General features: G+C 70.4%; 12 protein-coding genes. 8 read left to right on the forward strand and 4 right to left on the reverse strand.

All coding sequences use genetic code 11. The features are described 5' to 3' along the window. Window positions 1-223: 223 nt before the first annotated feature. The gene (locus ACFSVL_RS36715) at window positions 224-1,369 is read left to right on the forward strand and encodes an FAD-dependent oxidoreductase (protein WP_378311123.1); all 1,146 of its coding nucleotides are present in this window, start codon (window positions 224-226) and stop codon (window positions 1,367-1,369) included. A 10-nt stretch (window positions 1,370-1,379) separates the two neighbouring features. Here ACFSVL_RS36715 and ACFSVL_RS36720 read toward each other — a convergent pair whose 3' ends face one another. Next, a complete protein-coding gene (locus ACFSVL_RS36720; RefSeq protein ID WP_378311125.1) occupies window positions 1,380-2,291 on the reverse strand; it encodes a GbsR/MarR family transcriptional regulator in 912 nt (303 codons plus the stop codon). A 178-nt stretch (window positions 2,292-2,469) separates the two neighbouring features. Between ACFSVL_RS36720 and ACFSVL_RS36725 the strand changes: the two genes are divergently transcribed. Next, window positions 2,470-2,730: a hypothetical protein gene (locus tag ACFSVL_RS36725; protein WP_378311126.1), complete on the forward strand. Its 261-nt coding sequence runs from the start codon at window positions 2,470-2,472 to the stop codon at window positions 2,728-2,730. Continuing rightward, window positions 2,727-4,088: a serine hydrolase domain-containing protein gene (locus ACFSVL_RS36730; RefSeq protein WP_378311128.1), complete on the forward strand. Its 1,362-nt coding sequence runs from the start codon at window positions 2,727-2,729 to the stop codon at window positions 4,086-4,088. Before ACFSVL_RS36725 ends, ACFSVL_RS36730 begins: the two co-directional genes overlap by 4 nt. Here the strand turns inward: ACFSVL_RS36730 and ACFSVL_RS36735 are convergent. Next, on the reverse strand, window positions 4,075-5,019 hold the full coding sequence (locus tag ACFSVL_RS36735; RefSeq protein WP_378311129.1) for a GNAT family N-acetyltransferase: 945 nt from the start codon (window positions 5,017-5,019) through the stop codon (window positions 4,075-4,077). The two genes, ACFSVL_RS36730 and ACFSVL_RS36735, sit on opposite strands and share 14 nt — an antisense overlap. Window positions 5,020-5,090: 71 nt before the next feature. Further along, a complete protein-coding gene (locus ACFSVL_RS36740; RefSeq protein WP_378311131.1) occupies window positions 5,091-5,747 on the reverse strand; it encodes an IclR family transcriptional regulator in 657 nt (218 codons plus the stop codon). A gap of 133 nt (window positions 5,748-5,880) precedes the next feature. Here ACFSVL_RS36740 and ACFSVL_RS36745 point away from each other — a divergent pair, with 133 nt between their 5' ends. Beyond that, window positions 5,881-7,743, forward strand: a complete 1,863-nt coding sequence (locus ACFSVL_RS36745) for an FAD-binding monooxygenase (protein ID WP_378311133.1) — start codon at window positions 5,881-5,883, stop codon at window positions 7,741-7,743. Here ACFSVL_RS36745 and ACFSVL_RS36750 read toward each other — a convergent pair. Further along, window positions 7,740-9,161: an alpha/beta hydrolase gene (locus ACFSVL_RS36750; protein WP_378311135.1), complete on the reverse strand. Its 1,422-nt coding sequence runs from the start codon at window positions 9,159-9,161 to the stop codon at window positions 7,740-7,742. The genes ACFSVL_RS36745 and ACFSVL_RS36750 overlap by 4 nt on opposite strands. Window positions 9,162-9,366: 205 nt before the next feature. Between ACFSVL_RS36750 and ACFSVL_RS36755 the strand changes: the two genes are divergently transcribed. From ACFSVL_RS36755 to ACFSVL_RS36770, 4 genes are read left to right on the forward strand one after another with little or no spacing between them, the layout of a single operon-like run. Then, a complete protein-coding gene (locus ACFSVL_RS36755; RefSeq protein ID WP_378311137.1) occupies window positions 9,367-11,475 on the forward strand; it encodes a 2Fe-2S iron-sulfur cluster-binding protein in 2,109 nt (702 codons plus the stop codon). Window positions 11,476-11,533: 58 nt separating this feature from the next. Beyond that, window positions 11,534-12,331: a helix-turn-helix transcriptional regulator gene (locus tag ACFSVL_RS36760; RefSeq protein ID WP_378311139.1), complete on the forward strand. Its 798-nt coding sequence runs from the start codon at window positions 11,534-11,536 to the stop codon at window positions 12,329-12,331. Window positions 12,332-12,364: 33 nt separating this feature from the next. Further along, entirely contained in the window at window positions 12,365-13,480 is a 1,116-nt protein-coding gene (locus ACFSVL_RS36765) for a WD40/YVTN/BNR-like repeat-containing protein (RefSeq protein WP_378311140.1), read from the forward strand. After that, entirely contained in the window at window positions 13,477-13,782 is a 306-nt protein-coding gene (locus tag ACFSVL_RS36770) for a MoaD/ThiS family protein (RefSeq protein WP_378311142.1), read from the forward strand. The genes ACFSVL_RS36765 and ACFSVL_RS36770 overlap by 4 nt, the downstream gene beginning before the upstream one ends. Window positions 13,783-14,082 lie beyond the last annotated feature (300 nt).

Consider the following 14,082-nt stretch of genomic DNA (forward strand, 5'->3'; position numbering starts at 1 on the left):
ACTCCCGGGGAACGGCGGATCGCGGTCAAGCTTTCCCGGTGCCGCCGGTTCAGCGGCGGAGATCGGTCCTTGACAATCCGCTTCCGGAAAAAGCTATGGTGGCCCAGGACGTCGAAAGCCACAGCCCGGTAGGTAGTCCGGGCGGCGCTCCGCGCTCGTACCCGCACCGCTCAGGTGCGTCCAGCACGTCCCCTCGTTTCCGTATCCAGAAGGGGAATTCGCCGTGCCTGAAAACCTTCGCGTCCTGATCGTCGGAGCCGGCGTCGGCGGGCTCGCGCTCGCACAGGGCCTGCGTCGCGCCGGGATCGCCGTCACCGTCTGCGAACGCGACAGCTCGGCCGTCGGCCGGTTGCAGGGGTACCGCCTGCGGATCGACCCGAACGGCCTCGACGCGCTCGACCGGCTGCTCCCGCCAAACCTCGCCAAGGCGGTGTGGGAGGCCAGTTCTTCGCCTTCCCGCACCGGATACCTCGACGGAACGCCGCCCGCGGAGCCCGTCGAGCGGAACGTCTCGATCAACCGGCTCACCCTCCGCGAAATCCTCCTGCACGGACTGGACGACGTCGTCGAGTTCGGCCGCGAGTGCACCGGATACCGCCTGGACGACGGTGTCACCGCGACGTTCGCCGACGGGTCCACCAAGTCCGCCGACGTCCTGATCGCCGCCGACGGCGTTAATTCCGTGGTACGCAAGCAATACCTGCCACACGCACCCGTACTGGACACCGGCGTGCGCATCCTGTACGGCCGCTTCCCGCTCACCCGCGAGACAGCCGAACTGATCCCCGACGAATGGTTCGGCATCTACAGCGGGCTCGTCGGCCCGGACAACCAGCACATCGGCATCGCCCCGGTCCACTCCCGGCGGCCCGCTCCGTTGCCCGGTCTCACCGACCCCGGCGACTACGTGATGTGCCTGTACGCCGCCCGCACCGAACTGCTCCCCTGTTCCGACGGCGAACTCCGCGCCGCCACCGGCGAACAGCTCCGGGATCTGACGGTTTCCCTGACCCGCCAATGGAATCCGGAGGCGAGCGAGCTGCTGGCCCTCGCCGATCCCGCGACGCTGTTCCCGATTTTCATGCGCACCAGCGTGCCGATCGACCCGTGGCCGACCACCTCGGTGACGCTGCTCGGCGACGCGATCCACGCGATGAGCCCGGCGGTCGGCGTCGGCGCGAACATCGCCTTGCGCGACGCGGAACTGCTCGCCGCAAAGCTCGCCGAGGTCGCCGCCGGGGCCGCGCTCGTTCCGGCGCTGCGGGAGTACGAGACGGCGATGCTCGGCTACGGGTTCGACGCGGTCCGGAGGTCCGCGAAGTTCGGCGCGCTGCGGATGGGCCAGCCCCCGCTGCCCGTGCCAGCCTGAATCGCCCGGCTCACAGTGCGTCGCGCTGCGCCGGGCTGAGCCGGTCCTCCCTGGCGGCCAAGCCGAACGTCTCAGCTCCGACGATCCGCAAAGCCAGCGGGTCGGCGATTGCTGGCCGACACTGGATCGCCTCCACCGCGGCGAGCACCCGGCCCCGAGGCCAGACGAGCGCATCGGCCAGCGCGTCCAGGGCGAGCGGCCGTCCAGCGTGCACCAGCGCGGCGACCACGGTCAACGCGTCGTACCCGACGGCCTCCGCGAGGTCGCTGTCTCCCATTTGCTCGCTGAGCCTGCCGAAAAACCGGCTCATCTCGCCGAGCCGCGCGCCAGCGGGAGTGTCGGCGCCGAACAGGTCGATCCCCCGGCGCGCGGCGGACGCGATCCGGCCGTGCGCGTCGGTGTCGGCCCGCCACGCCCGGAGCCAGGCGCCGTCGTCGATCGCGTACCGCTCGCGGCGGCCGCCTGGATCCGGGCGGCGCAGCACCAGCGCCATGGCTTCCAGATAACCGATCGACTTGGACACCGACGCCGGACTGACCCGCAGCTGCCGCACCAGGTCCGCGGAGGTCAGGCCGTCGGAGATCAGCAAGCAGGCGAAAACTCTCGCGGTCATCCGCGGCAGGCCGGTCGCGGCAAGCAGCGGCGCGAAACGGTCCACGAAACCACGCGCGGCTTCGGACGGGAGACCGTCGCTCACCTGCCCGGCGGGCCGGACCGGCTTGCGGCGGCGGGCCCGGCGACCGGCGGTCTCCTGCGCGTCGTCCGCCGCGTAGACCCCGGCCGTGCTGTTGCGCGCGACCTCGCGGCTGATCGTGGACGTCGGCCTGCCGAGCTGCCGGGCGATCTCCGCGTACCCGAGCCCGCCGGCCAGCCAGTCCTCGATCCGCAGCCGTTCCTCGCGGGTCAGCCGGTCTCCCGGCATCGGCTCACCCCCTCGTGCATTCGTCCACAGTACATTGCAACGACCTGCCGCGGGTAATTGCATTCACTCTCATACCCATTGCAATAATCTGCGTCTAACTGGGAAAACTGGCTCTTTTGATGTTGACGAAGGAGAAAACGCAACGTAGCTTTTCCGCATTCGGAAAGAGAGGAAAACCATGACGCACGTGCTGGCCGTATCGACGGTCTCCGATCACCCCCGCTTCTGGAGCAGCCTCAAGATGGCGCATGCCCAACTCCCCCATGGCGCGAAGTGGAAGCTGGCGATCGCGAGCACCGACGGCGGCAAAGCGGTGAACGTGATCGCCCACGACACCGTCGACGGGGTCCGGGCGTTCTTCGAGACCCACGCCGGTGCTTACGCCGCAACGGAATACTTCGAAGCGGACGCCGTGAACGCGGTCGGTCTCGCGCGATGACGTTCGACGCAGCGCGGCTCGCCGAACTCCTGGCGGAGTACGGAATCCCGAGCGCCGCCGTCGGCATCCTCCGCGACGGGCGGCGCACCGAGTTCGCGGTCGGCGTCAAGAACGTCGAAACGCGAGAGCCCGCGACGACCGAAACGGTCTACCAGTGCGGATCCATGACCAAAACGTGGACCGCGCTGGCGTTCCTGCAGCTCGTCGGCGAGGGGAAGGCCGATCTCGACGAGCCCGTCCGCACGTATCTGCCCGGCTTCGCCGTCGCCGATCCGGTGACCAGCGCGCAGGTCACGCCGCGGCAGTTGCTGAACCACACCAACGGGATCGAGGAATCCTACGGCGATCCCGGCGAGGGTGACGACGTCTGCGCGCGCATGGCGGAGAACATCGCCGACGCGCCGCAGGTCTTCCCGCTCGGCCGCACCCACGGCTACAGCGCGGCGCTGGGGTACGCGATCCTCGCGCGGATCCTGGAGGTCGCCGACGGGAAAACCTGGGACGGCCTGATGCGCGACCGGCTCTTCGCCCCGATGGGCCTGACCAGCACGAACACCCGTCCCGAGCAGGTGGACGCGACCCGGGCGGCGACCGGGCACCTGATCCGGTCGCCGGCCGAGGGCCCGATCGTCACCCCGATCGACCACCTGCCGCGCGCGTACGGTCCCGGCGGCGGGATCACTTCGACCGCCGGGGAAGTCCTCGCACTGGCGCACGTCCTGCTGAACGACGGCGTGGCGGCGAACGGAACCCGCATCCTCCCGGCCGAACTCCTCCGGGAGATGAAGAGTTCGCGAGTGCCGGTGCCGGATCCGCTGCTGTTCGGACCGGAATGGGCGCTCGGGCTCATCGTGTGCGATTGGCACGGCGAAACCGTCTACGCAACCGACGGCAGCACGATCGGCCAGAACGCCCGGCTCCGGGTCCTGCCGGAGTCGAAGACCGCCGTCGCGATCCTGACCAACGGCGGACCACGGGAAAGCTTCTGCCGCAAGGTGTTCTCTGAGGTCCTGACCGAGGCCGCCGTCCCGGCGCTGCCCGCGCCGGACCCCGCGCGGAAGCTGGACCCGTCCCGGTACGAAGGCGTCTACGAGCGTCCCGGCGCGCGGTACGAGGTGTCCGCCGAGTCCGGCAAGCTGCACCTGACGCTGGCGATCGACCCCGGACAGGCGGATTTCCTCGGGAAACCGCACCGCGTCCGGTACGAACTGCTTCCGGTGAGCGACACGCTTTTCCTGCTGCCGCCAGCGGATCCGCTCGAAGACACGCAGTCAGTCGCGATGTACGACTTCGCGGACGGCCGCGCGCGGTACCTTCACACCAACTGCCGGGTGCACCCCCGCGTCACGCCGGCTTGAGCAGCGGCACGTCCCGGCAGATCTCCTGGAACCCGACGCTGTAGTACAGCCCGCGCGCCGACGGATGTCCAGGCGCGCCAAGGCAAGCGACCGTCGCGTGGGTGGCCCCTGCCGCCCGCGCGCGGTCCATGCCGTGCAGCAGCATCGCCCGGCCCAGCCCGCGCCGCCGGTAGTCCGGATGGGTGCCGACCGGCTCGAACTCGACAGTCTTGTTCGCCTCGTCGAGCCACATGATCGTGGACGCGGCCATCGTCCCGTCCGGCGCTTCGACCAGGACGTGCAGGTCGCCGCGGTACGCCGGGGTCGCGCGGACGCCCTCGTAGCCTTCCGGCGAGTACGCGGTCACGCCCCAGGCGTCCAGATGGGCCTGGAACGCCGCCGCGGGCCCGGCCTCGGTGGCGGTGCGGAAGCGGAAGCCGTCCGGCAGCACCGGCTTTTCCAGGTCGGCGAGGTCGCGTTCGTTCAGCTGCGTCCAGGATCCGGTGTCGCCGAGACCGTCCGGATCGGGCTCGTAGCCGTGCGCCGCCCAGCGCTCCAGGCCGAACTTGTCGGCCGCGCCGGGCAGGACGGTGCGTTCGAGGCCGTCCGCGGTGGTGTCGAACCAGTCGATGACCTCGTCAACCAGCTCGGCGTGGTCGGGATGGACCTGGAACGCCAGGTAGGCGCCGGTGACGTCCTTCACCGACCCGTCACTGCGCCGCACGCTGCGGGGCAGCTGCGCCCAGCCCCACGCGACGAGGTCGGCTCCGCCTCCGTCGAACCACAGGCGGCGGACCCAGCTCGCCCCTTGCGCGGCGTGCCCCCTGCCCCAGTTCCAGGCCAGCTCGCCATAGGCCGCGTCGCTGTTGACAAGGTCCTGGCGCACGGCGGTGATCCGCTGCGCGAGGCCCTGCATGAGCTGGACGTCCGCGGCGGTCAGCAGATCAGTCATAGTCGGCAACTCTTTCAGGCGGACGGCTCGGCGTCGAACAGTTTTCCCCAGGCTGCCGAACCCACCGTCCACTAAGGATGCAGCTCCGCCCGGATCACCCGCGCCGCCTGCTCCAGCCGCTCCCCGATCGCGGCCACATCCGCCGGACCGGTCAAATACACCACCGCCAGCGCCGCCGGATGCTGTCCGGGCACCGCGAGCGGCACTGCGATCGACGACAGCCCGGGGATCACCTCGTCGTGACTCGTTTCGTACGGCGCTTTCTCCCCGCGCAGCTGCTGCAGAATCGCCCGCCCCGGCGCGCCGTCGGTGATCGGGTGCCTGCTGCCCGGCCGCTGCGCCACCGCCGCCGTCGCCTGCCGCGGTTCGACGCTGGCCAGCGTGACCACGGAGTCCTCGCCGTCGAGCGTCGCGAGGAACGCCGTCATGCCCAGTTCGTTCGCGAGCACGGTCAGCTCCGGCAGCGCCGTCGACTGCAGATCACGGGAAACGTTGCGCGCCAACGCCGCCAGCCGCGCACCCAGCTCCAGTTCGCCGTTCGCGCCGCGCACGACCAGCCCGTGGTCTTCGAGCGTGCGCACGATGCGGTAGGTGATCGACCGGTGCAGCCCGAGCCGCGCCGCCAGTTCGCCGATCGACAGCGGCGCGTCGGCCTCGGCGAGGACTTCCAGCGCGGTGAGCCCGCGCGACAACGTCTGCGACCCGGCCGCTTGCTTGGCTTCCGTCACGACTCGGTCCTTCCCCGCGGGGTCTTGTGCACCGGAGCGGCCCACCTTAGCATCGATGTACTCAATAATTGAACAATCAGTTCGATTATCGAACACGGTCCCCCGGGCGCTTCACAGTGAGGTGAGGAAATCCATGCAGTTCCACCACCACGGCTACGTTTCCGGCGAACCGCGCGTCCTGCCCGCCGCCGGAACCGGGATCGACCGGCCCGCGGAACTGCCGGACGAGGTCGACGTGCTGATCGTGGGCACCGGCCCGGCGGGCATGATCACCGCCGCGCAGCTGTCCCGGTTCCCGCACGTCACCACACGGATCGTCGAACGGCGCGGCGGACGGCTCGAGGTCGGCCAGGCCGACGGCATCCAGGCCCGCAGCGTGGAAACGTTCCAGGCCTTCGGTTTCGCGAACCGGATCGTCGAGGAGGCGTACCGGATCACCACGATGTCGTTCTGGAAGCCCGATCCCGCCGACCCGAAGCGCATCGTCCGCTCGTCGCGCGTGCCCGACGACCCCACCGGGATCAGCGAGTTCCCGCACCTCATCGTGAACCAGGCCCGCGTGCAGGACTATTTCGCGGAGTACATGGCCCACTCGCCGAGCCGGATGACGCCCGACTTCGGCCTGGAATTCCAGTCCCTCGCCGTCACCGAGGGCGACGAATACCCGGTCACCGTCACGCTGCGGCACACCACTGGCCCGCGCGCCGGCGAGGATCGCGTCGTGCGGGCCAAGTACGTGGTCGGCTGCGACGGTGCCCGCAGCGCGGTGCGCGAGTCGATCGGCCGGGAACTCGTCGGCGACCAGGCCTTGCACGCATGGGGCGTGATGGACGTCCTCGCCGTCACCGACTTCCCGGACATCCGCACGAAATGCGCCATCCAGTCCCACGATGGGGGCAACATCCTGCTGATCCCCCGCGAGGGCGGCGCGCTGTTCCGGATGTACGTGGACCTCGGCGAAGTCTCCGCGGAAGACCACGGAGCGGTGCGGAAAACCACCATCGACCAGATCATCGCGCGTGCCAACGCGATCATGCATCCCTACACTGTGGACGTTAAGAACGTGGCCTGGCACAGCGTGTACGAAGTCGGTCACCGCCTCACCGACAAGTTCGACGACGTCCCCGTCGGCGACTCCCGGCTGCCTCGCGTCTTCATCACCGGCGACGCCTGCCACACGCACAGCGCGAAAGCCGGGCAGGGCATGAACGTCTCGATGCAGGACGGGTTCAACCTCGGCTGGAAACTCGGCCACGTCCTGGACGGCCGCGGTCCCGCGTCGCTGCTGTCCACGTACTCCGCGGAACGCCAGCTGATCGCGAAGAACCTCATCGACTTCGACAAGGAATGGTCGACCCTGATGGCGACCCGGCCCGAGGATCTGGCCGATCCGGCGGAGCTGGAAGAGTTCTACGTGAAGACCTTCGAGTTCCCGTCCGGGTTCATGACCTGCTACCAGCCCTCGGTGCTCATCGCGACGCCGGAGCACCAGGACCTCGCGACCGGCTTCCCGATCGGCAAACGCTTCAAATCGGCCCCCGCGATGCGGGTCTGCGACGCGAACCTGGTCCAGCTGGGCCACCACGCCCAGGCCGACGGCCGGTGGCGCATCTACGTTTTCGCCCCCGCCGCGCCCGCTTCGGTCACCGAATTCGCCGACTGGCTGGGAAACTCCCCGGAATCACCGGTCGTGGCGCACACGCCGAAGGACCTGGACGCCGACGCCTGGTTCGACGTCAAGGTGATCTACCCGCAGCCGTACGAGGACGTCGACCTCGGCGAAGTCCCGACGGTCTTCCTGCCCCGGACGGGGCCGTTCGGGCTGATCGACTACGAGAAGGTCTACGCGGGCGACGAGATCTTCAGTGCCCGCGGCATCTCGCCCGACGGCGCGGTGGTGGTAGTCCGCCCGGACCAGTACGTCGCGAACGTCCTGCCGCTCACCGCCACCGCCGAGCTGGCCGCTTTCTTCGCTCCTATCTTCGGTGCCGACTAGGAACGCTCGGCCGGGCAGAACCGGTCCCGCGCCGGGAACTTCCCGTCGACCAGGTACGCCGTCGCCGCGTCGTTCAGGCAGGCGTTCGCGCCCGCGCCGTACGCGACGTGGCCGCCCTGGTCGGCGGTGACCATCCGGGCCCGGCCGCCGAACGCCCACCGGGTGCGCAGCGCCCCGGGCAACGGCGTCGCCGGGTCGCGGAGGTTCTGCACCATCAGCACGTCCGCCGGTCCGCCGCTGGTGATCCGCACCTTCGGCTCCGCCGGCGCGGGCCAGTACGCGCACGCCCGGATGTTGGCCGTGTAGGCCCCGTACATCGGATACCGGACCCGGTCGGTCTCGACGTTGCGCTGATAGGTCCGCACCGACGTCGGCCACTGCGAATCGCCGCAGAGCACGCCGAGGTAGCCGACCGGGAAGGTGCCGCGGTCGCTGTCTTCCTTCGCCGCGGCGGTCCCGGGAAGCGGCTGGTGCGTGTCGAGCAGGTGCCAGTACGTGGCAAGCTCCTTGAAACTGGCGTCGTTGCGAATCTCCCCGGACGTGAAGCCGCGGAACGCCGTGCCGTCGAACCCGGACTCCGGCTTCCGTTCCAGCCGGTCGGCCAGCTCGTAGTACTTCGCGGTGACGGCCGCCGGAGTCGCGCCGAGGTGATACTGCTGGTCCTTCGCCGCGGCATACCTCGCGAAGTCCGGGAACCGCAGCTCGAAGCCGAGTGCTTGCGCCCGCAGCGCTTCGACGTCGTAACCCTCCGGCGGCAGGCTGCTGTCGAGCACGACGCGATCGCTTCGCTCCGGGAACAGCGTCGTGTACACCGCGCCGAGGTAGGTGCCGTAGGACTCGCCGTAGTAGGAAACCTTCGACACCCCCAGCGCTTCGCGGATGCGGTCCATGTCGCGCGCGGTGTTCGCGGTGGTGATGAACGGCAGCAGGTCAGCCGTGTCCGAAGTGGTGCACTGCTTGGCGATCTGCTTCGCCAGCTCGGCGGACTTCGCCACGTCCGCCGGGTTGTGCGGGTACGGCGGGTTGGCCGCGGCCGTCCTCTGCGCATCGGTGAGATTGCAGGTCAGCCCCGCACTGGCACCGACCCCGCGCGGGTCGAAGCTGACGATGTCGTAGCTGTCGCGCACCGCCTGCGGGAACGGCTGCGCGGTCGGAGCGCGCAACCCAGCAACACCGGGTCCGCCGGGGTTCATCAGCAGCACGCCGCGCCGCTTCTCCGGCTTCGCGGCGGACAACCGGGAGACTGCGACGTCGATCTTCCGGCCGTCCGGATGCCGGTAGTCCAGCGGAACGGTCACTTTCGAACACTGCAAGACGGGCGAGCCGGGACAGGCACTCCACCGCAGCGGCCCGGCCGACGCGGGCGCCGCCGACACCACCCCCGCCAGCGCCGTGGCGACAAGTGCGATCTTCAGCATCAGGGTCTCTCCTCATCGGATCAGGTTGCCGATTCACCACATCAGCCGGGAACCGGGCAGACCCCTGCCATTTGTCACCCCGCCGCGGCCCGGAATGCGAGCACCCGCCGCCGCCGGACCCCGCCGTGCCCATGGTGAACACCGGGTACGCACGGCGCCGAAAAGCGAGTAGCCGAATACCCGAGCTAATGCTCACAATAGAGTCATGACCAGCGAAAACCTGGCGACCGAGCCCCGCCGGATGACCACCGTCGAGGAGCTGGAAGCCGCCATCGGCCGTCCTGGCCCCGCGATCAAGCTGAAGCAGCTCGACCGGCTCGACGAAGGCTGCGAAACGATCCTCGCGCACTCCCCGTTCGCCGGATGCGGCTACCGGACCGCCGACGGCGGCCGGCACAGCACCTTCGTCGGCGGCGCGCCCGGCTTCCTGCGCGTCCGCTCCTCCACGCGGCTCTCGTTCGCCTTGCCCGCCCACGCCCCGGAACCAGCGCTCGGCCAGGGCATCTCCTTCGTGCTCCTGCTGCCCGGCGTCGGCGAAACCCTGCGGATCAACGGAACCGTCGCCGCCTCGGACGGCCCCGAAACGGCGGTGGATCTGCTGGAGGCATACGTCCACTGCGGACGGTGCGTCTTCCGCTCCAAACTCTGGCAGCCGCGCCCGGTGCCCGCCGCGCAGCCGTCCCCCGTCGCCGACGGCCCGCTCAACCGGCCCGGCGTCGCCGATTTCCTCGCCCGCGCCCCGTTCCTCGTCCTCACCACCGGCGACGCGACCGGCGGCAGCGACACCAGCCCGCGCGGCGACCAGCCCGGTTTCGCGCAGGTCGTCGACGGCAGCACGATCCTCATCCCGGACCGCAACGGCAACAAACGCGCCGACACCGCCCGCAACCTCCTGCAGGACCCGGAACTCGCGCTCGCCGCGCTCGTCCCCGGCCGCACCGACGTCCTCCAGCTGCGCGGCACCGCCTCCCTCACCGCAGAGCCCGCGCTGCTGGAACCCCTGTCGCTGCGCGGAAATCTCCCTCAGGCGGCCCTGCTGATCGACGTGACGCACGCCGAACTGGTCCCCAGCGAAGCGATCGAGCGGTCGCGGCTGTGGCATCCGGAGGCGCACGTCGACCGCACCCAGGTGCCGGACCTGATGGCGCTGGCGGTGAAACACGCGTCGCTCAGCCGCGTCGCCGGTGCGCCGCCGGGATTCCTGTTCAAGCTGGCCGCGAGGTTCCCGAAACTGATCAGATTCGCCATCGACCGCGGATACCGCAGCCAGCTGCACGACGAAGGCTACGCCGATTCCGCGCCGGAACTCGAACGCCCGCTGCGCACCGTGCGCGTCGCCGAGATCCGCCGGGAAACCCCGCGAACGGTGACCGTCGCGCTGGAAGACGGAGCCGGATTCGATTTCCGCCCCGGCCAGTTCTTCACCTTGATCGCCGATCTCGGCGGCCGGTCGGTGCGCCGCGCCTATTCCGCCTCGTCCGTGCCCGGGACAAAGCGGCTCGAAGTGACCGTGAAGCACGTCGACGGCGGCCGTTTCTCGTCCTATGTCCACGAACAATTGCGGGTCGGCGACCGGCTCTCGGTGCGCGGGCCGTCCGGCTCGTTCCACCCGGACCCGCGCGCCGACCTGGTGCTGATCGCCGCGGGCAGCGGGATCACGCCGATGATGAGCGTCCTGCGCACCCGGCTTTCCCGGCCGGGCCGCGGCCGGATCTCGCTGCTGTACGCGAGCCGGTCCCATGAGGAGACCATCTTCGCTGCTCAGCTGGCCCGGCTGCAGCGCCGCCACCCCCGCCGGCTGCGGGTCACGCACGTGCTGTCGCGTCCGGACGACGGCTGGACCGGCGAACGCGGCCGGATCGACGCGGACCTGCTGCGCCGGTGGCTCGGCGACGCGTCCCCGTCGGCGGAGTACTGCGTCTGCGGCCCCGAACCGGTGATGGCGGCGGCCCGGAACGCGGTCTCGGAACTGGGCGTGCCGGACGAGCGATTCCACGAAGAGCGGTACACCAGCGGTGCTTCCGGCTCGGTGGAAATGAGCGCCGACCCGCAGGAAATGATCGTCGAGAACGTCGGCTCGGCCGTCGTCGAACCCGGCGACACGCTGCTCGACGCCGGCCTCGCCGCGGGATTGCCGATGCCGTACTCGTGCACCGTCGGAAACTGCGGCGAATGCCTGGTGCGGCTGCGCTCGGGCGAGGTCTCGATGAAGCAGCCGAATTGCCTCACCGAGCGGCAGCGCGCCGGCGGCTATGTGCTCGCCTGCGTCGGCTGCCCGCTCTCGGCGGTCGTGCTCGACCTGGAAGACGGCTGATTCCCGGAATTGTCGGTGGGCGGATTTACCATGGCGGCACATCCGAGGAGGTGTGCACATGCGGGACGCCGTGCTCGAGGCGGCGAGGTTCCTCGCCGCCGGGCGGACCCGGCCGCTCACGCTCGAGGACGTGGCCGACCACGTCCGGTACAGCCCGTTCCACCTGGCGCGCGCGTTCGAGCGGGAGATCGGCCTGCCGCCGGGCAAATTCCTTGCCGCGCAACGGTTCCAGCTCGCCAAGGAGCTGCTGCTGGACACCGGCGAGAAGGTGGTCGACATCTGCCACGAGGTCGGCTTCTCCGCGCCGGGCACGTTCACCACGCGGTTCACCGCGGCGGTCGGGGTGAGCCCGCACCAGTTCCGGCAGCTGCCCGGTCTCCTCGCCGAGCACCCGCCGGAACCGGTGCGGGTCGCGGGGCCGGACTGCGCGGGCGGCGCCGTCACCGGCCGCGCGCTGCTGAGCCCGGCCGCGGTCGCCGCGCTCGACGGGGCGCCCGCGGTCTACGTCGGGCTGTTCGCCGGATCGTCGGCGCGCGGCATCCCGGTCAGCGGCTCGCTGCTCGGGCCGGACCTGGAGTTCACGCTCGTCGGCGTGCCGCCGGGCACCTACCGGCTGCTGGCCTGCGCGCTGCCGTCGGCCGCCGGCCCGCGCGGGCAGCTCGCGCCGAGCGTGCGGGCGGTCGGCGCGGCGGCCCGCCCGGTGCGGATCCGGGCCGGGCCGGCGCCGCTGCGCCAGGACGTCCGGCTGGACGTCGCGCCCGCGTGGTCGCCTCCGGTGCTCGTCGCGCTGCCGCCGCTGGCCTCGGCGGGAGCGCAAGAATGGAGAGGCGGCTCCCGTCTGGCGCGATTAGGTTGAGCCTGGTCAGGGGCAGGGAGTGAGGGAGAAGGCATGCCTGGAGTTCGCGTTTTGGTCGGCACGCGCAAGGGCGCGTTCATTCTCACCTCGGACGAGGCGCGCACCCGATGGGAGGTGGACGGCCCGCACTTCGGCGGCTGGGAGGTCTACCACCTGGCCGGGTCGCCCGCGGACCCGGACCGGCTGTACGCGTCGCAGTCCACGTCGTGGTTCGGCCAGCTGATCCAGCGCTCCGACGACGGCGGGAAGACCTGGAGCCAGGTCGACCACGACTTCGCCTACGAGGGCGGGGCGGGCGACCACCTCTGGTACGACGGCACGCTGAAACCGTGGGAGTTCACCCGGATCTGGCATCTGGAACCGTCGCTCACCGACCCGGACACGGTGTACGCGGGAGCGCAGGACGCGGCGCTGTACCGCAGCACCGACGGAGGGAAGAGCTGGAAGGAGCTGACCGGGCTGCGCAAGCACACGTCCGGGCCGGGCTGGCAGCCGGGCGCGGGCGGGCTGTGCCTGCACACGATCATCCTCGACCCGAGCAACTCGAAGCGGATGTTCGCCGCGATCTCCGCCGCGGGCGCGTTCCGCAGCGACGACAGCGGCGAAACGTGGCAGCCGATCAACCGCGGCCTGCACTCCGACGGCATCCCGGACCCGGACGCGGAAGTCGGCCACTGCGTGCACCGGATCGCCCTGCACCCGTCGCGGCCGGACGTGCTGTACATGCAGAAGCACTGGGACGTGATGCGCTCGGACGACGCGGGCGGCCACTGGCGGGAGATCAGCGGCAACCTGCCGAGCGACTTCGGTTTCCCGATCGCGGTCCACCCGCACGAACCGGAAACGGTGTACGTGGTCCCGATCCGCAGCGATTCCGAGCACTACCCGCCGGAAGGCAAGCTGCGCGTGTACCGCAGCCGCACCGGCGGCGACGAATGGGAACCGCTCACCGAGGGCCTGCCGCAACAGGACTGCTACGTGAACATCCTGCGCGACGCGATGGCCGTCGACACCCTCGACGAGGCAGGCATCTACTTCGGCACCACCGGCGGCCAGGTCTACGCGTCGAACAACGCGGGCGAAAGCTGGGCCCCGATCGTGCGCGACCTGCCCGCGGTGTGCTCGGTCGAGGTGCAAACCCTGCGATGACCACCGTCGTCCGCGTCAAACTGCCCACGCACCTGCGCCGCCTGGCGAAGGTCGAGGGAGAAATCGAGCTGCCGGTCGAAGACCCGCCCACCCGGGACGCCCTGCTGGACGCTCTGGAACGCACCTACCCCCAGCTGCGCGGCACGATCCGCGACACGACCACCGGCAAACGCCGCGCGTTCGTCCGGTTCTTCGCCTGCGAGGAAGACCTGTCGAACACCGCCCCGGACACCGCTTTGCCCGCCCCGGTCCTCTCCGGAGCCGAGCCGTTCCTGATCATCGGAGCCATGGCAGGCGGCTGACCCCCGAACCACCCGGCCGAGGGGAAGAACCCCGGGTCCCGGCACGCCCCAGCGGCGCACCGGGGCCCGGGGCTAATACGGCTCCGAGCGGCGTGGGCGCGCCCACGCCGGCGAGGGAACAGGCGGGCTGACCCGCGCCGCTGGGTCGTGAGTGTTGGCACCGGTTCCAACCGGCATAAGCACTCGCGAGGTCCGCGGCCGCGGCGAAGCAAGCTTCGGACCTCGTGAGCGGCGATGCCGGTTAGTACTCCAGCTGTAGTTCGTGATTGGGCGCTGGTTGCTGGTGTCGTCGCTGGTAGT

The organism is Amycolatopsis silviterrae (assembly GCF_042684085.1).
GTDB lineage: Bacteria > Actinomycetota > Actinomycetes > Mycobacteriales > Pseudonocardiaceae > Amycolatopsis > Amycolatopsis silviterrae.

Bases quoted from the DNA above. Each gene is read 5' to 3' on its own strand.
- ACFSVL_RS36720 (WP_378311125.1), bottom strand. From the start codon at position 2,291: ATGCCGGGAGACCGGCTGACCCGCGAGGAACGGCTGCGGATCGAGGAC.
- ACFSVL_RS36725 (WP_378311126.1), top strand. From the start codon at position 2,470: ATGACGCACGTGCTGGCCGTATCGACGGTCTCCGATCACCCCCGCTTC.
- ACFSVL_RS36730 (WP_378311128.1), top strand. From the start codon at position 2,727: ATGACGTTCGACGCAGCGCGGCTCGCCGAACTCCTGGCGGAGTACGGA.
- ACFSVL_RS36735 (WP_378311129.1), bottom strand. From the start codon at position 5,019: ATGACTGATCTGCTGACCGCCGCGGACGTCCAGCTCATGCAGGGCCTC.
- ACFSVL_RS36745 (WP_378311133.1), top strand. From the start codon at position 5,881: ATGCAGTTCCACCACCACGGCTACGTTTCCGGCGAACCGCGCGTCCTG.
- ACFSVL_RS36750 (WP_378311135.1), bottom strand. From the start codon at position 9,161: ATGCTGAAGATCGCACTTGTCGCCACGGCGCTGGCGGGGGTGGTGTCG.
- ACFSVL_RS36755 (WP_378311137.1), top strand. From the start codon at position 9,367: ATGACCAGCGAAAACCTGGCGACCGAGCCCCGCCGGATGACCACCGTC.
- ACFSVL_RS36760 (WP_378311139.1), top strand. From the start codon at position 11,534: ATGCGGGACGCCGTGCTCGAGGCGGCGAGGTTCCTCGCCGCCGGGCGG.
- ACFSVL_RS36765 (WP_378311140.1), top strand. From the start codon at position 12,365: ATGCCTGGAGTTCGCGTTTTGGTCGGCACGCGCAAGGGCGCGTTCATT.
- ACFSVL_RS36770 (WP_378311142.1), top strand. From the start codon at position 13,477: ATGACCACCGTCGTCCGCGTCAAACTGCCCACGCACCTGCGCCGCCTG.